Annotated in this window: 23 protein-coding genes; 7 read left to right on the forward strand and 16 right to left on the reverse strand. The window is 32.7% G+C overall.

Annotated elements, in window-relative coordinates; translation table 11 throughout:
- Positions 1-107: 107 nt before the first annotated feature.
- The 10 genes from IEV77_RS04035 to IEV77_RS04080 form a co-directional block, all read right to left on the reverse strand.
- The gene (locus tag IEV77_RS04035) at positions 108-620 is read right to left on the reverse strand and encodes a DUF2480 family protein (protein WP_188462086.1); all 513 of its coding nucleotides are present in this window, start codon (positions 618-620) and stop codon (positions 108-110) included.
- A gap of 67 nt (positions 621-687) precedes the next feature.
- A complete protein-coding gene (locus IEV77_RS04040) occupies positions 688-1,014 on the reverse strand; it encodes a DUF59 domain-containing protein (protein ID WP_188462088.1) in 327 nt (108 codons plus the stop codon).
- Between the two features lie 83 nt (positions 1,015-1,097).
- On the reverse strand, positions 1,098-1,520 hold the full coding sequence (locus tag IEV77_RS04045) for a SufE family protein (RefSeq protein WP_188462090.1): 423 nt from the start codon (positions 1,518-1,520) through the stop codon (positions 1,098-1,100).
- Between the two features lie 51 nt (positions 1,521-1,571).
- Positions 1,572-2,369, reverse strand: coding sequence for an META domain-containing protein (locus IEV77_RS04050; protein WP_188462092.1), 798 nt, complete (start codon positions 2,367-2,369; stop codon positions 1,572-1,574).
- A 53-nt stretch (positions 2,370-2,422) separates the two neighbouring features.
- Positions 2,423-3,640 carry an aminotransferase class V-fold PLP-dependent enzyme gene (locus IEV77_RS04055; RefSeq protein ID WP_188462094.1) on the reverse strand — a complete coding sequence of 406 codons (1,218 nt, stop codon included), beginning with the start codon at positions 3,638-3,640 and terminating at the stop codon, positions 2,423-2,425.
- A gap of 119 nt (positions 3,641-3,759) precedes the next feature.
- Positions 3,760-5,073 (reverse strand): Fe-S cluster assembly protein SufD, encoded by a 1,314-nt coding sequence (gene sufD / locus IEV77_RS04060; RefSeq protein ID WP_188462096.1) that lies wholly within the window; start codon positions 5,071-5,073, stop codon positions 3,760-3,762.
- Positions 5,074-5,230: 157 nt separating this feature from the next.
- Entirely contained in the window at positions 5,231-5,983 is a 753-nt protein-coding gene (sufC, locus tag IEV77_RS04065; protein WP_188462098.1) for a Fe-S cluster assembly ATPase SufC, read from the reverse strand.
- Positions 5,984-6,049: 66 nt separating this feature from the next.
- Positions 6,050-6,457 (reverse strand): hypothetical protein, encoded by a 408-nt coding sequence (locus IEV77_RS04070; protein WP_188462100.1) that lies wholly within the window; start codon positions 6,455-6,457, stop codon positions 6,050-6,052.
- A gap of 63 nt (positions 6,458-6,520) precedes the next feature.
- Positions 6,521-7,969 (reverse strand): Fe-S cluster assembly protein SufB, encoded by a 1,449-nt coding sequence (sufB, locus tag IEV77_RS04075; protein WP_188462102.1) that lies wholly within the window; start codon positions 7,967-7,969, stop codon positions 6,521-6,523.
- Between the two features lie 49 nt (positions 7,970-8,018).
- Positions 8,019-8,348 carry a HesB/IscA family protein gene (locus tag IEV77_RS04080; protein ID WP_188462104.1) on the reverse strand — a complete coding sequence of 110 codons (330 nt, stop codon included), beginning with the start codon at positions 8,346-8,348 and terminating at the stop codon, positions 8,019-8,021.
- Between the two features lie 375 nt (positions 8,349-8,723).
- Between IEV77_RS04080 and thiL the strand changes: the two genes are divergently transcribed.
- A complete protein-coding gene (thiL, locus tag IEV77_RS04085) occupies positions 8,724-9,770 on the forward strand; it encodes a thiamine-phosphate kinase (RefSeq protein WP_188462106.1) in 1,047 nt (348 codons plus the stop codon).
- Here thiL and IEV77_RS17655 read toward each other — a convergent pair.
- The 3 genes from IEV77_RS17655 to IEV77_RS04095 form a co-directional block, all read right to left on the reverse strand.
- Positions 9,760-9,987, reverse strand: a complete 228-nt coding sequence (locus IEV77_RS17655; RefSeq protein ID WP_506016854.1) for a DUF1660 family phage protein — start codon at positions 9,985-9,987, stop codon at positions 9,760-9,762. The genes thiL and IEV77_RS17655 overlap by 11 nt on opposite strands.
- 73 nt (positions 9,988-10,060) lie before the next feature.
- Complete coding sequence (locus IEV77_RS04090) at positions 10,061-10,324, reverse strand: DUF1660 family phage protein (protein WP_188462108.1); 264 nt, start codon at positions 10,322-10,324, stop codon at positions 10,061-10,063.
- 64 nt (positions 10,325-10,388) lie between these two features.
- The gene (locus IEV77_RS04095; protein ID WP_188462110.1) at positions 10,389-11,162 is read right to left on the reverse strand and encodes an alpha/beta fold hydrolase; all 774 of its coding nucleotides are present in this window, start codon (positions 11,160-11,162) and stop codon (positions 10,389-10,391) included.
- Between the two features lie 120 nt (positions 11,163-11,282).
- Between IEV77_RS04095 and brnQ the strand changes: the two genes are divergently transcribed.
- Positions 11,283-12,566, forward strand: a complete 1,284-nt coding sequence (brnQ, locus tag IEV77_RS04100) for a branched-chain amino acid transport system II carrier protein (RefSeq protein ID WP_188462112.1) — start codon at positions 11,283-11,285, stop codon at positions 12,564-12,566.
- Between the two features lie 12 nt (positions 12,567-12,578).
- Here brnQ and IEV77_RS04105 read toward each other — a convergent pair whose 3' ends face one another.
- Complete coding sequence (locus IEV77_RS04105; protein WP_188462114.1) at positions 12,579-13,619, reverse strand: DUF481 domain-containing protein; 1,041 nt, start codon at positions 13,617-13,619, stop codon at positions 12,579-12,581.
- A gap of 121 nt (positions 13,620-13,740) precedes the next feature.
- Positions 13,741-15,033, reverse strand: coding sequence for an aminopeptidase P family protein (locus tag IEV77_RS04110; RefSeq protein WP_188462116.1), 1,293 nt, complete (start codon positions 15,031-15,033; stop codon positions 13,741-13,743).
- Positions 15,034-15,323: 290 nt separating this feature from the next.
- Between IEV77_RS04110 and IEV77_RS04115 the strand changes: the two genes are divergently transcribed.
- The 5 genes from IEV77_RS04115 to IEV77_RS04135 all read left to right on the forward strand — a co-directional run bounded on the left by IEV77_RS04115 (position 15,324) and on the right by IEV77_RS04135 (position 21,124).
- Complete coding sequence (locus IEV77_RS04115) at positions 15,324-15,995, forward strand: succinate dehydrogenase cytochrome b subunit (RefSeq protein ID WP_188462118.1); 672 nt, start codon at positions 15,324-15,326, stop codon at positions 15,993-15,995.
- Positions 15,996-16,010: 15 nt separating this feature from the next.
- Positions 16,011-18,023 (forward strand): fumarate reductase/succinate dehydrogenase flavoprotein subunit, encoded by a 2,013-nt coding sequence (locus tag IEV77_RS04120; RefSeq protein WP_188462120.1) that lies wholly within the window; start codon positions 16,011-16,013, stop codon positions 18,021-18,023.
- A gap of 44 nt (positions 18,024-18,067) precedes the next feature.
- Positions 18,068-18,427, forward strand: a complete 360-nt coding sequence (locus IEV77_RS04125; protein WP_188462122.1) for a four helix bundle protein — start codon at positions 18,068-18,070, stop codon at positions 18,425-18,427.
- Positions 18,428-18,490: 63 nt separating this feature from the next.
- Entirely contained in the window at positions 18,491-19,237 is a 747-nt protein-coding gene (locus IEV77_RS04130; protein WP_188462124.1) for a succinate dehydrogenase/fumarate reductase iron-sulfur subunit, read from the forward strand.
- A 117-nt stretch (positions 19,238-19,354) separates the two neighbouring features.
- Positions 19,355-21,124, forward strand: coding sequence for a MutS-related protein (locus IEV77_RS04135; protein WP_188462125.1), 1,770 nt, complete (start codon positions 19,355-19,357; stop codon positions 21,122-21,124).
- Here the strand turns inward: IEV77_RS04135 and IEV77_RS04140 are convergent.
- Complete coding sequence (locus IEV77_RS04140) at positions 21,117-22,007, reverse strand: thioredoxin family protein (protein WP_188462127.1); 891 nt, start codon at positions 22,005-22,007, stop codon at positions 21,117-21,119. The genes IEV77_RS04135 and IEV77_RS04140 overlap by 8 nt on opposite strands.
- Positions 22,008-22,037 lie beyond the last annotated feature (30 nt).

Raw genomic sequence — 22,037 nt, forward strand, 5'->3', positions numbered from 1 at the left:
GGGTTTTAAGGATTAAATAATTGTATAAAGCGCTGCAAAGATATAAGTTACATGGCAGTTTTCAAAAAAAACAGTTCAATAAGTAACTTTTTTGAAAGGAGAGTTTTTTAAGTTTTTGGTTTTTTATATAGAGGAACAGAAGAACAAGCTTCTCCATACATAATGGACATGGCGATAGGTTTGAGTTTTTCTGTAATCATTAAATAAGCATTTCGAGGAACGGGTTTATTGGAACAGCCTTTAATAATGACAGGCTTGTTTTTAAACGCTTCTAAATCTAATTGATTAATAATATCCTGATAAATGGAAGTTTCTAGCATTTCTAAATCTCCAATTAGGTTTTTTTTAGAGACACCTTCTAGTTGAGTAGCAATTAACATATAAGCCCAAGCAGGTACAATGGCATCTGTAGAGCAGGTTAAAGCCACAAACTGATTTTGATATTGCGACCAATCATGTTGTTTAACTTGTTCTCTGAAATCTTTTTCACGCAGAACAAAACCTTCATAAAGCCAGTCTTTAATGTCAAATAAAACGCGTTTTCCAATAGGATAATAATCCTCCAAGTCTAAAACGGCTAATTTACTGTTCGCAATGCGATTTATAATTTCTTCTTGCACGTGTTGTTGTTTGTTGTTTGTTGAGAAGTTGAAGTTGCAGTACTGAAAACTGCGACCGCATACTTAATTAAAGCATTCCAAGTTCCAGTTTTGCTTCTTCGCTCATTAGTTCCTGAGTCCAAGGTGGATCGAAAGTAATTTCTACTTCAGCAGTTTTAACCTCATTCAACGATTTTACTTTTTCTTCAACTTCTAAAGGTAATGTCTCAGCAACAGGACAATTAGGTGTTGTAAGTGTCATTAGTATTTTTACTTCGTAATCTTCGTTTACAAAAACGTCGTAGATTAAGCCAAGTTCGTAAATATCAACAGGTATTTCTGGATCGTAAATTGTTTTTAAAACGTTTACTATTTTTTCGCCTAAAGCGTTTGTGTCTATGGTTGTTTTACTCATGTTTTTAAGTATATGCGTTAAGTTGTTTGTTGTTTAGTCGTAGTCTTTTAAAACAACTTTACGACTAACAACTAAGGACTTTACTAATTAAGCTGTGTTTGGTATGCAATGGCATACAATTTTAATTGTTTAATCATACTAACCAAGCCGTTTGCGCGAGTTGGCGATAAGTGTTCTTTTAAACCAATTTCGTCTATGAAATCCGTGTCGGCTTCCATGATATCTTTTGGAGTTTGATTGGTAAATACACGAATTAAAATAGCAATAACACCTTTGGTAATTATGGCATCGCTATCTGCTGTGAAATCAATTTTGTTGTTATCCATGCTTGCATGAACCCAAACTTTACTCTGGCAACCCCTAATAAGGTTATCATCGGTTTTAAATTGCTCATCAATTTTGGGTAAAGTTTTTCCCAGATCAATCATATATTGATAGCGTTCTTCCCAATCGTCAAACATGGCGAATTCCTCTATAATCTCGTTTTGAATGTCTTGAATATTCACTTTTTATTATTTTATACAAAAATACAATAACAATTACTTCTAATCAATTATTTACTGTTTTTCAGCAAGTTCGATAAAGGTTGAAAGTAGGGTAGCAATGTATTTATTAGGTTTTCCCGCATCAAATTCTGGAGTTTCATAGGTGTTACCTTGATAGGTGACTTTGAAACGAGCACTAGCGGCTGCATCAACAAATCTATTTTCTGAAGGTGCTTCTAAAGTTTTTAATTTTTCTAAATCTAAAGCTTCTATCGCTTTTAAAAGTTGTTTGTTTTCTGCCTTAGAACAGGTTTTGAATGTTAGCGTAGAACTTCTGTCTTTCTGAATAGATATCTTCCCATTTTCATAAATATAATGATTGTAGAAACCTCTTGTAACGGCAGTGTATTCTAACGTGTAATTTGAATCCTGAGATATATTTTCTTCGGATTTGCTATTTGCTTTTATTAGAACGACTTCTTTATTTAATAAGGTTAATTCCTGACCTTTTATGGAAAAAGTAGTAACCCTGCTTAAAGCGGTTAACATGTTTTGTTCCGTCTTGGTTTCATTTTCGCCACAAGCCATTCTGGTTGAAGCCAAAGGTCCAAATGAGATAGAATTTCCATCCATTTTATAGGTTCCAGAGAAACGGTTGCATCCTGAAAATCCCGAAACGGTTTTAGATTCATTATCAAACAGAAGGGTTAGTTTACTTAGAGAATAGTCGGATTCATTAAGCATATCGATATCGTATGTTCCAGAAATTTCTGTCATAGTTTTTTGGCTATTTTCAGTAGCAATAGCCTCTTTAGAATTTCCACAAGACATGAAAGTAAAAAAGCTTAGTAAAAGGGTTAAATATTTCATTTTGCTAATTTTGTTTTAGATGATATTAATTACAAAAAGGAAGCCAAAGTAGTTTAAGACAACATCATTTTTGCTTTCTTAACGCCTTCAACCAGAATATCTACTTCTTCTTTTGTGTTATAAAAAGCAAAAGAAGCTCTAATAGTACCTGGAATTTTGAAATAGGCCATGATAGGTTGAGCGCAATGATGCCCTGTTCTTACGGCAATTCCTAATTTATCTAAAATGGTTCCAACATCGTACGGATGTATTCCTTCTAGATTAAAAGAAATGACGGATGTTTTGTGACTTAGTTTAGGACCATAAATTTTTAAACCTTCTATTTCTAAAAGTTTTTTGGATGCATATTCTAAAAGCTCATGTTCATAGCTTGCAATGTTATCGAAACCAATGCTATTTAAATAGTCTATTGCAGCACCAAAAGCAATACCACCACAAATGTTAGGTGTTCCTGCTTCAAATTTATGAGGTAAATCGGCATAAGTGGTTTTCTCAAAAGTTACTTCAGCAATCATTTCGCCACCACCTTGATATGGTGGTAATTTATTAAGCCATGATTCTTTTCCATAAAGCATTCCAACACCTGTTGGACCGCACATTTTGTGAGCAGAAGCTACATAAAAATCGGCATCTAGTGCTTGAACGTCTGGTTTAACATGTGGACAAGCTTGAGCCCCATCTATTAAAACGGCTGCACCAACTTGATGGGCCTTTTTAATAATTTTTTCTATGGGATTAATGGTTCCTAAAGCGTTTGAAATATGATTTACAAAAACTAATTTGGTTTTATCTGAAAGTAAGTTATCGTATGCAGACATAACCAATTCGCCAGAATCATTCATGGGAATGACCCTTAAAATAGCGCCAGTTTTTTCGCATAACATTTGCCAAGGCACAATATTACTATGATGTTCTAGAGCTGATACAATAATTTCATCATCCTTTTTTAGCAAGGAAGCGAATCCATGAGCCACCAAATTGATGCTTTCGGTTGTACCAGAAGTCATGATAATTTCGTGCGCATGTTTGGCATTAAAATGATGTTGAATTTTGTGTCTTGCTTCTTCGTACTTATCTGTTGCTTCTTGACTTAAGGTATGAACACCTCTATGGATATTTGCGTTGTAATTTGAATAATAATCTACAATAGCATCTATAACCTGTATGGGTGTTTGTGAAGTAGCTCCGTTATCTAGGTACACTAAAGGTTTACCATGTACTTTTCTTGAAAGTATTGGGAAGTCTTTTCTTATGTTATCTATGTTGAACATAGTTTGGTTTTTTTAGCCCAGATTGAGGCAATTGTTGAAGCTCCTCGCAGAGAGCGACTGCCGAAAGCTGGAAGTAGCTTCAAAAAAATTAAATTTTAAGATTCCTGTCTGTTTAGGGGTTAGAGATCAAATCCCATATTAACTCCTAATTTATTGGCTATAATTTTAGTAATCCGTTGTTTGATTTCTGGTATTTTTACCGAACTCAACACATTATTACTAAAAGCATACATTAATAAAGCTTTGGCTTCTTTTTTAGGAATCCCTCTAGATTGCATGTAAAATAAAGCGCTTTCGTCCAATTGTCCGATAGTACAACCGTGAGAACATTTCACATCGTCTGCAAAAATTTCAAGTTGAGGCTTCGTATTTATCGATGCTTTATCGCTAATTAAAATGTTATTATTAGCTTGAAATGCATTGGTTTTTTGAGCTTCTTTATTAACAAGAACTTTTCCGTTAAAAACACCAGTAGAACTATCGTCGTAAATACCTTTATAATCTTGGTGACTTTCACAATTTGGCTCTATATGATGCACTAAAGTATTGTGATCTACATGTTGTTTTTTACCAATAATGGTCACTCCTTTTAATGTAGAATCGATGCGTTCGCCATTTTGATAAAAATTAAGATTGTTACGTGTTAATTTTCCTCCAAAAGTAAAGGTGTGTACAGAACAATGACTCTCTTGCTTCTGATTAATAAACGTACTGTCAATTAATGACGCATTTTCGTTATCGTTTTGAATTTTGTAATAATCAACAATGGCACGCTTGTTAGCAAAAATTTCTGTAACGCTGTTAGTTAAGACTGGATTGTCCGTTAAACTTTGGTGACGCTCAATAATTTGTACATGAGAATTCTCGTTAACCACAATTAAATTACGTGGTTGTTGCAATAAAGCAGCTTCATTTCCAGTTGAAAAGTGAATAATCTGTATGGGTTTTTCAACTAGTTTATTCTTTGGAATATGGATATAAGCACCTTCTTGTGAGAAAGCTGTATTTAAAGATGATAAACTGTCTTTAGTAGCAATTTTATTGAAGTAATTTTCAATTACTAATTGGTATTTAGGCTTGTTTAAGGCGGCAGACATTAAACATACATCGATACCTTCATGTGTGGTTTGCGATAGATGCGATGAATATTTTCCGTCAATAAATACAATTTTGTAACTGTCTATTTCGTGAATGAAATACTTTTTAACATCATTATATTCAATGTTTTTTTCGTGTTTAGGAAAAACACTATAATCATGTTTTAAAACACTATTTAATGAAGTATATTTCCAAGCTTCTTCTTTTTTAGAAGGAAAGCCTTCGGTTTCGAATATTTTTATAGCTTCGCTTCTAACATCGTGAATTGGTGAATCAATATCCACATGGTTTTCGAATGCTAAAAAGGACGATATGAGTTTTTCTTTTAATTCCATTTAATTCAGTTTTCAGTTTTCAGTCGCAGTAATCAGTAATTTTGAATATGCTAAAGAAAGCTGTTTACTATTTATATATATGTTGAAAGCTATGCCATTCGAAGTAATCAGTATGGAGTGAGCAACTGCAAACTGCGACTGAAAACTGCAAACTATTTTAAGTTACCACCTCTTGCTTAATCCAGTCGTAACCTTTTTCTTCTAGCTCATGTGCTAATTCTTTTCCACCTGATTTTACAATTTTACCGTCGTGTAAAACATGTACAAAATCTGGAACGATATAATCTAAAAGTCTTTGGTAGTGAGTAATTATTATTACTGCATTGTCCTTGCTTTTTAATTTATTAACGCCATTTGCAACAATACGCAAGGCATCGATATCTAAACCAGAATCTGTTTCATCAAGAATAGCTAGTTTAGGTTCTAACATGGCCATTTGAAAAATTTCGTTTCGTTTTTTCTCACCTCCAGAAAAACCTTCGTTTAAAGAACGTGATAAAAACTTTCTGTCTATTTCTAGCATTTCAGATTTTTCACGAATTAATTTCAGCATGTCTTTCGCTGGCATATCTTCTAAACCTTGAGCTTTTCGAGTTTCGTTAATGGCCGTTTTTATGAAGTTTGTTACAGAAACTCCTGGAATTTCTACAGGATATTGAAACGAAAGAAAAACACCTTTATGTGCGCGTTCTTCAGCTGCTAATTCATCAATATTTTCATCGAACAAAAGGATTTCTCCCTCAGTAACTTCATACTCTTCTTTTCCAGCAATTACTGAAGCCAAAGTACTTTTTCCAGAACCATTTGGTCCCATAATGGCATGAACTTCCCCTGGATTAACTACTAAATTAATGCCTTTTAATATGGCTTTATCGTCAACACTTGCGTGTAAATTATTTATTTTTAACATACTTAATTATTCAAAAAATTACAATTTAAGTTCTTTTAAACTTAAAAGTTTTATTGGGTTTTTAGATTATTTTCCAGATTCTAAAATGATGTCTTTTTTATTTGGATCTGGCTTAGTGACGTATAATATTTCTTTTATTTCAACACGAAATGGCCAGCCTTCCTCTCCTTCTGGTTTAGAAACAATCTTACCTTTTACTTCTACAGGAACCATGTCTGTTTCTTCTACTTTATAAGCTTTCACCATTTCATTTAATTCCTGCATTTTTTCGTCTACAACTACGCCGTAGACTTCTCCTTGAGTTTGTAAAACTGCAGCATCTGCATAATAGACGAAATCACCCATTAATAAGGTTAAATCATCATTTTGCTGTTCTAATTTATCACTATCGGTTTCAAGGGATTCCGTTTTAGAATCGTTTTTACAACCATAAAAAGTTGTAATTGCTAAGAATAGGATGAATGTTTTTTTCATATTGTAATCTTCAATTAATTATTAGACCTTTCAGGTTTTAAAAATCTGAAAGGTCTCTTGTTTTTATCCAACACTTCCTTCTAAGGAGATTTCTAATAGTTTTTGAGCTTCAATGGCAAACTCCATAGGAAGCTTATTTAATACGTCTTTACTAAAACCATTTACAATTAATGCTATGGCTTTTTCAGTTTCTATACCACGTTGGTTACAATAAAAAATCTGGTCTTCACCAATTTTACTGGTTGTGGCTTCGTGTTCTATTTGTGCTGATTTGTTTTTTACTTCAATATATGGAAAGGTATGCGCACCACAATCATTACCCATTAACAAACTATCGCATTGCGAGAAGTTACGAGCATTGTCTGCATTAGCACTTATTTTAACTAATCCTCTATAGGAATTTTGAGATTTTCCTGCAGAAATTCCTTTAGAAATAATGGTCGATTTGGTGTTTTTTCCCAAATGGATCATTTTAGTTCCAGTATCTGCTTGCTGATAATTATTTGTTACAGCAATAGAATAAAATTCTCCAACCGAATTATCTCCCTTTAAAATACAAGAAGGATATTTCCATGTAACTGCAGATCCTGTTTCTACTTGTGTCCAAGAGATTTTAGCATTCTTTTCACACAAACCTCTTTTAGTAACAAAGTTGTAAACACCACCTTTTCCTTCAGCATTTCCAGGATACCAGTTTTGTACAGTAGAGTATTTTATTTCGGCTCCATCAAGAGCAATAAGTTCTACAACTGCCGCGTGTAATTGATTTTCATCTCTACTTGGTGCTGTACAACCTTCTAAATAACTTACATAACTATCTTCGTCTGCAATTAGAAGTGTGCGTTCAAACTGTCCTGTTCCTCCTTGATTGATTCTGAAATAAGTTGATAATTCCATAGGACAACGAACCCCTTTTGGAATATAACAAAAAGAACCATCGCTAAATACAGCGGAATTTAAAGCGGCATAAAAGTTGTCTTTTTGAGGAACAATAGTTCCTAAATACTTTCTAACTAGTTCTGGATGCTCTTTTATTGCTTCGGAAATAGGCATAAAAATAATACCTTTTTCACCTAATGTTTTTTTGAAAGTTGTTGCTACAGAAACTGAATCCACAACAATATCCATTGCTACGTTGTTCATCTTTTTCTGTTCATCTACAGAAATCCCTAGCTTTTTATACATTTCTAGTAAATCTGGATCTACATCGTCCAGCGTTTTATTAGGATCTACAGATTTTGGAGCAGAATAATAAGCAATAGCCTGAAAATCTGGCTTGGCATAATGTACATTTGCCCATTCTGGCTCTGTCATTTCTTTCCAAGCTTTAAAAGCTTCTAGTCGCCATTCTGTCATCCATTCTGGCTCTTCCTTTTTAAGTGAAATGGCTTTTACGATTTCTTCGTTTAAACCTATAGGAAACGTGTCCGATTCAATATCAGTATAAAAACCATATTCGTATTCTTTGGTTTTTAATTCTTCTCTTAAATCGTCTTCTGTATACTTGTTCATATTCGAAATTTAATATTAAAGTCTTCCTTTTGGGAAGATTTAGATGGTATTAGAGTGAGAATGATTCCCCACAACCACAAGTTCTGTTCGCATTTGGATTGTTAAATACAAAGCCAGCGCCATTTAAACCACCTGAGTATTCAAGGGTTGTTCCAATGAGATATAAAAAGCTTTTTTTATCGACAATAATTTTTACGCCATTGTCTTCAAAAACCTTGTCTTCTTCTTGTTTTTCTTTATCGAATTTTAAATCGTAAGACAAACCAGAACAGCCACCACTTTTAACACCAACACGCACGAAATCTGTAGCTGAATTAAAGCCATCTTCGCTCATTAATTCTACTACTTTCTTTTTTGCAATTTCTGATACTTTAATCATAAATTAAATAAATTAATTCAAGTGTTTTTTAAAATTCGCTCTATTTATACTATGTAACCTTTTTAATAAAACGCATCTTTAAAACAGAGAGATTTTTATTAAGAAGGTTTCTAAATAGAAACGCAAAGATACAACATATGTCTAATTTTACCATGGAACCTAACATTATATTAGCATATTATCGAATAGGTTTTTCTTATAGGTCTAGCAAACCCGTATGGCCAATGAATAAAGGGAATTGAAACCTTACTGTTATACTTTACATCCTCAAAATAAAACGCTCTTATAACGTCTTTTTCCTGATTCTAACTCCTTGATTTATTTTTAATAGTTATTTTTATCTGCTTATCAATAGAAGCTTCTTATTTTTGCATTATGATTGAAGATAAAAACCAGAATAAAACCGATTTGGCAGCTTTAGGTGAATTTGGCCTGATAGACCATTTAACCAAAAATTTCACTATAAAACAAACTTCGACCATTAAAGGCATTGGGGATGATGCGGCTGTCTTGGAATTTAATAAAGGACAAATAGTTGTTACTACCGATATGCTTGTTGAAGGTGTGCATTTCGATTTAAGCTACATGCCTTTAAAACATTTGGGTTATAAAGCCATTGTTGTAAACTTATCTGATGTGTATGCTATGAATGCCCAAGCAACACAAGTTACGGTTTCTATAGCAGTATCAAATAGATTTCCACTTGAGGCTTTAGAAGAACTTTATGCCGGTATTGAAACAGCTGCTAGTCTTTATAATATTGATGTGGTTGGAGGTGATACAACATCTTCTACTACGGGATTGATAATCTCTGTAACAGCCATTGGCACGGTCGATTCTGAAAATGCAGTTTATAGAAGTGGTGCAAAACCAAATGATTTGCTTGTGGTTTCTGGCGATTTAGGTGCCGCTTATATGGGCTTACAAGTTTTGGAAAGGGAAAAAGAAGTTTTTAAGGTAAATCCGAACAACCAACCAGACTTGGATGGTTATACTTATATTATTGAAAGACAACTAAAGCCAGAAGCTCGAAAAGATATTATTGAATTATTAAAGGATTTAGAAGTTAAACCAACTTCTATGATAGATATAAGTGATGGTTTATCTTCTGAAATTATGCATTTATGCAAACATAGCAATATTGGTTGCGATTTGTATGAAGATAAAATTCCTTTAGATCCGCAAGTTATTTCTACTTGTGAAGAATTTAATATCGATAGTACCACTGTTGCGTTAAATGGTGGTGAAGATTATGAATTACTTTTTACAGTTTCACAAGAGGACTTTCCCAATATAAAAGCCAATCCAAATTTTACCGTAATAGGTTTTATGAAAGACGAGGCTTCGGGGATGCATTTAATAACAAGAGCAGAAACAAGTATTCCTTTGAAAGCACAAGGATGGAACGCGCTTAATAATTAGTTGAAAATAAAGTGGCTTTCTTTTTCTTTTTTTTATGAATGTAATGTAAAACTTCATTAATTTCTTTTTGTTTTGAAGTTAAAGGTATTAAGATACCGTTCACATTAGTTGTCATTTCTTTCTTGCAATGAAGACATTGAAACTCACTAACATAATTAGTTACTTTTTTTGTTACTTTAAAATCATGACCTACGAGGGAACAAATCAGACTCTTCATATTGTTTAGCTATAATCAATTAAGGATTAATTGATTAATGTAGTGAATTTAAATGAGTCTTCAAGCTATTAAGTTAATAGATTGCCGTAACGAGCGATTTGTTTTTTAATCGCATGGTACGTCTATTGTACATATCTTCTAACAAATTATTAATTTCTTGATATTTTGGAGTTAGTTCTGTTAGATGTCCATTGCTGTTTGTAGTTAATTGTTTTTTGCAACATTTACAGGTGTATTCTTTTACATATGAAGTAACCTTTTTTGAGACCTGGTAATTGTGTCCAAATACATCGCAATATAACTTGGATGGAGATAGGTGAGTAGTTGTTTTTTTCATAATCGGTTGGTATTGGGAATACTAACATAGATCAAAAAAACCAACTAACGACAAAAAGATATAATTATTCGATGAAATGCATGGTGTTGTAAGTTAATTCTGTCTTATTTTCAATATAACTCATATGTCCTTCTGAAAATTCAACCACTTCAACAGTTGTCTTTGCCAATATTTTTTTTGTTATTTCAGCATCTAAAAGAGGATCCTTCTTGCCAATGATTAGCATTTTTTTTATTGGAAGGATTTTAAATAGTTGCGTTCTATCTCTTCTAATTTTCATGCCTTCATTTGCGGCCATATATCCTTGGATTGGCGTTTTTAAAGCTTCATTTAATGCTAATTTTATTTCGGAAGAATAAAGCTCTTTACTTTCTGCACTAAAAAGATTGATAAACGACATTCTAACCAAATTCTCAAAATTAGTTTTTGCCATATTATTGGCTCTAGTTCTTAATATTTTTCGTTCTTCGTTATCTGCCAAAAATGTTGAGTTCATTAAGCAAATACCATTTAAAGCTTCTGGATTTTTTTCAGCGTAAGCTAAAGCTACATAACCTCCCATGGAATGTCCGATGCATGTAAATTTTTCAATTTTCAAATAAAGCAATATAGCTTCTATAGCTTCGGCCATAAGTTCCATGCTATGAAGGTAGCCAAGACAGCCAGTTTGCCCATGGCCTAAAAGATCTATAGCAATGGCTCTATGGTTTTTTGAAATTTCTGGTATCAAATCTTGCCACATACTACTATTTTCAAGAAACCCATGCAATAAAACTATAGGCTCTCCAATCCCTTGATCTGTATAAAAAACAGGGATTCCTTTGTGTTCTAAAATCATTTTTAAACTATCTTGTGCAAAGATAAAAAGACTTACTAGCTTGAAGAAATAAGTGCTAATTAATTAAATAAGAATTGTGATTAATAGATTTGTGTTTTTTAAGTTTACACAATTTTAAATATGAATAAACCAAAAGAAATACTTGTAACTGCATTCGCCTTATTTTCGTTATTTTTTGGAGCAGGAAATTTAATACTACCACCTTACTTAGGGTTTAAAGCAGGCCAAGATTGGTTTTTAGTAACTATGGGTTTTGCTCTAACTGCTGTTTTAATTCCTGTACTTGGAATTTTTGCTCATGCAAAATTGCAGGGAACCATATATGATTTTGGTAAAAAAGTATCACCTCTTTTTAGTTCCATATATTGTATTGTAATTTATGTGATAGCTATTTCTTTGCCTGCTCCCAGAACGGCTTCCGTAACACACGAAATGGCAATAGCTCCTTTTTTCAATACAAGTACTTTGGTAACAAGTACCATTTATTTCTTATTGGTATTTGTCTTTGTAATGAACAGGAATAAAATATTGGACCTCATTGGTAAATTTTTAACGCCTTTAATCGGAATTATTTTATTAAGCATTATTCTTGTTGGAATTATAACATCTCCTTTTGAACTAAGCAAACCGCTATTGGAAGCTCCTTTTTCTGGAGGAATTCTTGAAGGTTACCAAACTTTTGATGCCATTGGAGCTGTGGTTGTTGGAGCTGTAATTGTTATTTCAATTAATATGCGAAACAATAAAACCTTTGAAGAAAAGAAAGATCTGATAACAAAATCTGGTCTAATCGCTGGCTTTGGACTTATGGTTATTTATACAGGATTAATTTTGTGTGGGTCCTTATTTCAGAGTAAATTTTCTTTAGATGCCAGTAGAACAGAAGTGCTTATAGGCTTAAGTAATTTTACTTTAGGCTATACTGGTTCTTTGTTTTTAAGTGTTTTAGTTGCTTTGGCATGTTTTACTACAGCCGTAGGAATTGTAACTGGTACTTCCGATTATTTTAAAGGATTGTTCAATGGGTCTCAAATGGCTTATGTAGTCACTGCTATTTTGGGTTGCCTTATAGGTGTCTTGGTAGGTAGTTATAATGTAGGATTTATTATAGACGTTGCCTTGCCAGCACTTATGTTTATTTATCCAATAACAATTATACTAATTGTTTTAAATGTATTACCAGATAAATACGCCACTAAAATAGTGTTTAGGGCAGTTGTATTAATAACCTTTCTATTTAGTATTCCTGACTTTTTAAAATATATGATGCCCCTAGAAGACATTCAATATTTTCTAGGTTTTATTCCATTATCCGAATATAGTCTCGCTTGGGTTTTTCCATCAATAATTTCTTTCTTGTTGATGAATTTGTATGTCAATAAATTTAGAAAGGAAAAATTATAATAAGATTATAGCTTAATGAAGGCTGTATGTCAATTGGAAATTAATACCGTAATCATTTTTTGAAACGGCATCTGCAGGAGGTTTACTGTCGTAGGTGTAATAAAATTTTAAACCAACTTTAAAATTATCGTTCAAGAGATTTATTTTAGGGTTTAAATTAAAAACGGCTCTATATCTTCCGGAGTCTGTAAAATAAGGCAAGAAACTAACATCTGCATCTACCCATATTTTTGGAGCTTTGTATTTATACACGCGCCACACAAGTTGCATAACTCCTGCAACATCATCCTGCTCAGGTACGTCGCCATAAGGAATCTCATGGGTTAAATTAAGACCTGCACCAGCATAAAATCTATTCCAGTCATTATAAGAAATGTCTTTTAAACCTAAGACATCGATTCCCCATCTTTCTTTAATACCTAATTCGGAATTCTGGCTTACGGATACAGATAATTGAGAGGACCATCCTTTTTTAAGTAGCCTTTGCCAAGCTAAGGAGACATCTGTTTTTCTAGAGCCTAAGGTGTCTTTTTGGTAGGTGTTATTACCATCCCAAGCTAATTCTAAATATACTTTCTTTCTTCTATAGCTTAAATCTCCAGATAGAGCTAAGTTCCCAATGTCACTACCTTTAGAATAATTAAAACCAAGACTAAAATTACCACTAATTTTAGTCCAGAAGCTATTTTTTATGGGATATATCTCAACAATATCATATATTTTTACTAATATTTTTTTTTCTGGCGTAACAATATAAACAGATCTTTTTTCTTCTGAAGCTTCAAAAGAACCAAAGTAAATTTTATCATCTTTCATTTTAATTTCAAATTGTTTTTTTGAAATTATAGTATTTACCATGATCTCTTCTAGACTAATGGTGCCCATGCCTTCCATTTTCCATGTAACAATCCCATAAGCCATATTCTTAAAATCGCCCGTTAAAATGTTTTTGTTAACATGATAAATGGTGTCCGTTTTTTGAGCCATTCCTTTTTTAATAGGTAAGAAGAAGGCCAAAATTAAAATAAGGATATAGTAAGTTGTTCTATTCAAATCAGGGTGGTTTTCAGAAAAAGTAAAAATAATCTTTTCTATGAATAAGAACATATAAAAATAAAAAAACCTCAAAAGCTTTAAATCTTTTGAGGTTTTTAAGTAATTCTAGGAATTGAAATTACGAATTCATTAAGTCTTCAATTTCTTCTACTTCAATAGGAATATTTCTCATTAAATTAAAAGGCTCTCCTTTCTTTTGGACAACAACATCGTCTTCTAATCTAATTCCAAATCCTTCAGCAGGAATATATATTCCTGGCTCTACGGTAAATACCATATTTTCTTGGAAAGGTTCAGTCAAAATCCCGTAATCGTGCGTGTCTAATCCCATATGGTGAGATGTTCCATGCATGAAATATTTTTTATATGCTGGCCAATCTGGATTTTCATTTTTAACATCGTTTTTATCAAGTAATTTTAATCCCAATAATTCTGAAGTCATTAATTTTCCTACTTCCACATGGTAATCTGTCCAATTGTTACCTGGAACTAATAATTTTGTAGCATCATTTTTAACACGATTTACCGCATTGTAAACTTCCTTTTGTCTTTCAGTAAATTTTCCTGAAACGGGAATGGTACGTGTCATGTCACTAGAATAGTTAGCGTATTCTGCACCTGCATCAATAAGAATTAAATCGCCAGCTTTACATTGTTGGTTGTTTTCAATATAATGAAGCACATTGGCATTGTTTCCAGATGCAACAATAGGTGTATAGGCGAATTTTTTTGAACGATTTCTTAAAAATTCATGCATAAATTCCGCTTCAATTTCATATTCCCAAACGTTTGGTTTTACAAAGTTTAAAACCCGTCTAAAACCCTTATCTGTTATATTACAAGCTTCTTGAATTAAATCTAATTCTATGGCGTCTTTTACAGAGCGTAAACGTTGCAAAATGGGATTGCTTTTGGCAACATTATGTGCTGGATATTTATCTTTTAGCCATTTGTTAAAACGGTCTTCTCTGGTTTCTGTTTCAACACTAGCTCTATAATGTTCATTTTTATTAATATAAACAGTATCTGCCTGAGACATTAACTCGTGCATAATTTTCTCAAAATCCTGCAACCAATAAACAGTTTTAATACCTGCGGTTTTAAAAGCGGCTTCTTTGGTAAGTTTTTCACCTTCCCAAACAGCGATATGGTCGTTTGTTTCTTTTAAAAATAAAATTTCTCGATGATTCTCTTTCGGACAATCAGGGAATAATACCAAAATACTTTCCTCTTGATCGACACCACTTAAATAAAATATGTCCCGATTTTGCTCGAAAGGCATAGTGCTATCTGCACCAATAGGATAAATATCGTTCGAATTAAAAACAGCTAAACTATGAGGCTTCATTTTAGCTGTAAAGTTTTTACGATTTTTTATAAAGAGTTTGTTGTTGATTAAATGGTATTTCATGAAAAGTGAATTTTTCATTTCTGCAACTATTTGTAGAGAGGAACAGAAATCTCATTAATTATTATTTTCTCAAAAATACGGATTTCCTTTTGGCAAATAAAAAAGGCGGTACACTTTATAAAATATTTAACGAAGACGAAATAGGAGCTTTTTAAAAATAGTTACCAACTATGAGTTGATAATTCAGGATTCTGTTTAAAATCATTCTAAATACCTATATTAATCCCGCTCTACGTTGTCTAAAACTGATTGGAAGCGTATATTTGTTAGATATAAATTAAACTTCAACAATGAGCGGAATTTTGGATTCTTCGATTGGAAGAAAATTTGCCATGGCACTCTCGGCATTCTTCCTAATGATTTTTTTACTACAACATTTTGTAATTAACTTAACCTCAGTTTTTAGCGCTGATACATTTAATGAGATTTCTCATTTTATGGGTACTTTTTGGTTAATTCAATATGTGATACAGCCAATTTTGATTTTTGGTGTGCTATTTCATTTTATTATGGGATTTGTACTAGAAATTAAAAATAGAAAAGCAAGAAACATCAGTTATGCTAAAAATAATGGCGCTGCCAATTCAACTTGGATGAGCAGAAACATGATTTATAGTGGGATGTTTATCTTAATCTTTTTAATCATTCACTTTATAGATTTCTGGATTCCAGAAATTAACACCAAATATATTGTAGGTGATATGTCTGGAATGCACGATGGAGAATTTAGATATTTTCATGAATTACAAGAGAAATTCGTTCCTATTTGGCGCGTGGCTTTATACTGTGTAGGTTTTGTCTTTTTAGCCTTGCATTTAATGCATGGGTTTAATTCTGCTTTCCAATCTGTTGGAGCAAATAACAAATACACAAAAGGATTAAAAGGTTTTGGAATGGCTTACGCTATTATATTACCATTAGGATTTATCGTTATTGCGTTATTTCATCATTTTAATCACTAAAAAACACATCTAAATATGGCTTTAGATTCTAAAATACCAGAAGGTCCAATTGCAGACAAATGGACTAATTATAAAAATCATATCAACCTAGTGAATCCTGCAAACAAACGTAACATAGATGTTATTGTTGTTGGAACAGGATTAGCAGGAGGTTCTGCGGCTGCTACTTTAGCAGAACTTGGTTATAATGTAAAAGCTTTTTGTTTTCAAGATTCACCAAGACGTGCGCACTCTATTGCAGCACAAGGGGGAATTAATGCAGCAAAAAATTATCAAGGTGATGGCGATTCTACTTACAGATTATTTTACGATACTGTGAAAGGTGGTGATTACCGTTCTCGTGAGGCTAACGTTTATCGTTTAGCTGAAGTTTCAGGAAATATTATCGACCAATGTGTGGCTCAAGGGGTTCCTTTTGCACGTGAATATGGTGGATTATTAGATAACCGTTCGTTTGGTGGAGTTCTTGTATCAAGAACATTTTATGCTGCTGGACAAACTGGACAACAATTATTATTAGGAGCTTATTCTGCTATGAACCGTCAAATTGGTCGTGGTAAAATTAAAATGTACAACCGTCACGAAATGTTAGACGTGGTTGTTGTAGATGGAAAAGCTCGTGGAATTATAACACGTAACTTAATTACTGGAGAAATTGAAAGACATTCAGCTCATGCTGTAGTTCTTGGAACTGGTGGTTATGGAAACGTATTTTTCCTTTCAACAAATGCTATGGGATCGAATGTAACAGCTGCTTGGAAAGCTCACAAACGTGGCGCTTACTTTGCAAACCCTTGTTACACACAAATTCACCCAACATGTATTCCTGTTTCTGGAGATCATCAGTCTAAATTAACATTGATGTCTGAATCTTTAAGAAATGATGGACGTATTTGGGTTCCTAAACATATGAAAGATGTTGAGGCTATTAGATCTGGAACTTTAAAACCAAAAGAGTTAAAAGAAGAAGATAGAGATTATTACTTAGAGCGTCGTTATCCTGCATTTGGTAACTTAGTTCCTCGTGATGTTGCTTCTCGTGCAGCAAAAGAACGTTGCGATGCTGGTTTTGGTGTTAATGCAACTGGAGAAGCTGTATTTTTAGATTTCGCTTCGGCCATTCAACGTTACGGAAAAGAGCAAGCTGTTATTCATCATCTAGATGTTAATGATGCGGCATTAATTAAAAAATTAGGACAAGAAGTAGTAAAGAATAAATACGGAAACTTATTCCAGATGTACGAGAAAATCGTAGATCAAGATCCTTATAATACGCCAATGATGATTTATCCAGCGGTGCATTACACTATGGGAGGAATTTGGGTAGATTATAATTTAATGACTACGGTTCCTGGATTATATTGTATTGGAGAAGCAAACTTTTCAGATCATGGTGCAAACAGACTTGGAGCTTCGGCTTTAATGCAAGGTTTAGCAGATGGTTATTTTGTATTACCTTATACCATTGGAGATTATTTGTCTCATGATATTAGAACTGGAGAAATTCCAACTAATTCAAAAGCATTTGATGAAGCTGAAAAAAGTGTTAGAGATAGCATCAATCATTTCATAAATAATAAAGGAACTCATTCTGTTGATTATTTCCATAAGAAACTTGGAAAAATTATGTGGAATAAAGTTGGAATGGCTCGTAATGTAAAAGGTTTAACTGAAGCAATTCAAGAGATAAAAGAACTTCGAGCAGAATTCTGGAAAGATGTTAAAGTTCCTGGAATTAACGAAGAATTTAACGACGAACTTGCAAAAGCTGGTCGCGTAGCAGATTTCTTAGAATTAGGAGAGTTATTCGCTAAAGATGCTTTACAAAGAGAAGAATCTTGTGGAGGACACTTTAGAGAAGACGCGGTTGAGTTAGATGGAGAACAAAAAGGGGAAGCAAAACGTGACGATGAAAATTTTGCTTACGTAGCAGCTTGGGAATACAAAGGAGAACCAAGTGATGCCGTACTTCATAAAGAAGAGTTAGAGTTTAAAGATATTGAGTTGAAGCAAAGGTCTTATAAATAGATTAAAAAGAGAAAAGAGAAGAGACAAAAGAGAAGAGACTTAAAATGGGCTTAAGAAGAAGACATAATTATAAGAATTTAAAAATTTGGCAATTAGGTCTCGAAATAGCAAATAATATTTCAGATGTTTTAGAAAATTTCCCAAAACATGAAAAATATGATTTGAGTTCACAATTAAGTAGATGCTCTGTCTCGATGCCAAGTAATATAGCAGAAGGTTCCGCTAGAACTGATAAATCTTTTTCTCATTTTATTGATATTTCATTAGGATCATCTTTTGAATTGGGAACGCAACTTTTAGTTGCTCACCACAGAAAATATATAGATGCTGAGACATTAAAAAAAATAGAAGAAAAAAATGAAGAGTTTCAAAGAATGACAATGGGTTTTCAAAACGGATTATAAAATCTGTTTTCTTTTCTCTTTATTCTCTTTTCTAAAAAAATAGTTACCTAAAATCAAAACATTATGAATCTTACACTAAAGATTTGGAGACAAAAAAATAAAAACGATAAAGGTGGTCTAGTTGATTATAAAGTCACTGATGTCTCTCCAGATATGTCTTTCCTTGAAATGTTAGACGTATTAAACGAAGACTTAATTAATAAAGATGAAGAACCCGTAGCTTTCGATCACGATTGTCGTGAAGGAATCTGTGGTATGTGTTCTCTTTATATTAATGGGGAAGCTCATGGTCCTGATAGAGGTGTTACTACTTGTCAGTTACACATGCGTATGTTTAAAGATGGAGATACTATTTATATCGAACCATTTAGAGCCGCTGCTTTTCCAGTAATAAAAGATTTAATAGTTGATAGAACATCATTCGATAGAATTCAACATGCTGGTGGATTTATTTCTGTAAATACATCTGGAAATACGATTGATGCAAACACAATTCCCGTTAATAAACATGATGCAGATACAGCTTTCGATTCTGCTACCTGTATTGGTTGTGGCGCTTGTGTAGCGAGTTGTAAAAACTCGTCTGCTATGTTATTTGTTTCTGCTAAAGTATCTCAATTTGCTTTATTACCACAAGGTCAAATTGAAGCGACAGATCGTGTACTAAACATGGTGAAACAAATGGACGAAGAAGGTTTTGGTAACTGTACCAACACTGGAGCTTGCGAAGTAGAATGTCCAAAAGGAATTTCACTAGAAAATATTGCTCGTATGAATAGAGAATATTTAAAAGCTAGTTTAAAAGGTTAATATCATGTAGAGCGTGGTCACTGAGCGTAGTCGAAGTGAAAGCGAAGAATCTCAAATAAGTTAAAATCCCAAGCTAAGTCTTGGGATTTTTGTTTCTTTACATTTCAATTTTTTGTTATGAATCATCCAGATACATTTTATAAAATACAGCTTGAAAAGCATCAGCAGGATTTAAAGAGTTTTAATAAAAAACTACTAGGAATGAGTAGTTTAAGACTACTCTTGTTTTTAGTAACTGTTGCAGGAATTTACTTTACTTTCAATATGTGGCAAGTAGCTCTAGGTATTGGAATCGTTGGTGTAATCATCTTTATAGTTTTATTGTCAAAATATACAAATGTCAAGCGACTAAGAGATGTTAGCAAAGCTTTGGTAGCAATAAATGAAGAAGAAATTGCTATTGCTTCAGGAAATTTTCATCATCGAAATTCTGGAGAACAGTTTCTAGATCCACATCATTTTTATAGTTTGGATATTGATTTATTTGGAAGAGGTTCTTTCTTTCAATTTATAAATAGAACAAATATAAATGAAGGTACAGAAACCTTAGCAAAAGCATTAACTTCAAACACAATTGAAGATATTATCTTAAAGCAAAATGCTATTAAGGAACTAGCTGATAAACCTGAATGGCGACAACAATTTTCGGCATTTGCTACGCTAATTGAAGCCGAAACTCCTGCAGTTAAAATTATTGAGTGGTTAAACAGTCATGAGTTGTTTTTACCAAAAATAATGAAATGGTTTCCAAGAGTTTTTACTTTAGCCTCCATTGCAGTAGTGGCTCTTGGCATATTTAAAATAATAGATTTAGGCTTTGTTGGTTATTGGTTGTTAGTAGGTTTAATTATTACTGGTTTTTATTTGAAAAAAATTAATGTTTTAGCTAGCAATACAGACAAAGTAAGAGATACGTTTAGACAATATGCTTTACTTCTTAATCACATTGAAAATGAAACGTTTTCTTCGGAATTATTAAAAAATAAGCAAGCTTATATTCAACAAGAACATAAGAAGGCTTCCGAAATATTTTCTCAATTTTCGAAGTATTTAGACGCCTTGGATAACAGGAATAATATGATTTCTGCCATCTTTGGAAATGGTTTTTTTCTATCGGATTTAAAGAATACCTATAATATTGAACAATGGATTTTTAAATATAAAACTACGGTTTCACATTGGTTTGAAGTGGTTTCTTTCTTCGATGCTTATAATAGCTTAGGAAATTATGCTTTTAATCATCCAGAGTATGTGTTTTCGGAAATTGTAACTAACAAAACAGTCATTGAAGCTGAAGGTTTAGGACATCCGTTATTAAAGAAAAATAAGCGTGTAGATAGTGATTTAGAAATCCATAGTCAGGAATTTTTTATTGTTACCGGAGCTAATATGGCTGGAAAAAGTACGTTTTTAAGAACCGTTTCTTTGCACATCGTTATGGCAAATGCTGGATTGCCAGTTTGTGCTGAATCTAGTAAATACAGTCCTGTGAAACTTATTACAAGCATGCGAACTAACGATTCTTTAACGGATGATAGTAGTTACTTCTTTTCAGAGTTAACCAGATTAAAGTTTATAGTTGATGAAATTGCTAAAGAACCTTATTTCATCATTTTAGACGAAATTTTAAAAGGCACAAACAGTACAGACAAAGCTATTGGCTCACGTAAGTTTGTTGAAAAATTAGTTGCCGGAAATGCGACAGGAATTATAGCTACTCACGATTTAAGTTTGTGTGAAATCTCTAAGGAATTACCTGAAGTTAAAAACCACTTTTTTGATGCTCAAATTGTGGACGACGAACTCTTTTTCGACTATAAATTTAAAGATGGGATTTGCCAGAATATGAATGCCAGTTTCTTGTTAAAAAAGATGGAGATTATTTAGGGTTGTTTATTTTTTCAATCATTTCAACAGCATTTTTATCATCTGGTTTTAAACTCAATACTTTGTAATAATTTTTTAAAGCTTCAGTGTTATTTTTAGAAATAAAATAGGCTTCACCAAGGCTATCATATACATTGTATTTGTAGGGAAATATCTTTGTGTTCAAATCAAAAACATATAATGCTTTATCAAGTTGGTTAGAACGCAATAAAGAGTATCCAAAGGTGTTTAGTTCGCGACTCCCTTTTACAAATTCTGCCAAACGTGGCACAAGTATGGATTCCTCTAGCTTTAAACTATCCAAAGTTTTTTCTTGTAACAAATAGTTTAAATAATTAGCTGCCATATAATTAGGTGAATATTTATTATCTGTTACAATTTTTAGCATATCGCGTTCTAAAGTTTCATTAGGATGCTCTACAATTCTGTTGTATTCCTTGCCATTTTTATAAAATATAAAGGTTGGAACTCTATGAATGTTTAAGCCTTTTTCTTCGTGATTTGGGGCTTGTTTATAGGCTTCATTGGTATTATCTACGGCTATAATTTCTAATTGACTCTCTGGAAAGTTAGCTGTTTCCAAAATCTTATAAAAATGTGGTACTTCAAGTTTGCTGTCTCCACACCAAGTTCCTAAAAACACTTTAATCGTATATTGATTTAAGGAGTCTTTTAATTTTTCTACAATTTTATCGTTTACTAAATAATCATTGTAATTTGTGTCAAACCAAGCATTAAAGGGAGCACTCTCCAAGCCTTTTTTGTTAATGATACCTAGTAGCTTTTCAACACCTTCATCATCTTTATAAACGGTATTTATAGATTGTGTAAACCCTGTTTGAATGCATAAAAAAATAGTTATAAATAGAATGTAGTGTTTCATGGGTATTGGTTTTTATCCAAAAGTATCATG

This window comes from Xanthomarina arctica, from assembly GCF_014638915.1.
GTDB classification, from domain to species: domain Bacteria; phylum Bacteroidota; class Bacteroidia; order Flavobacteriales; family Flavobacteriaceae; genus Xanthomarina; species Xanthomarina arctica.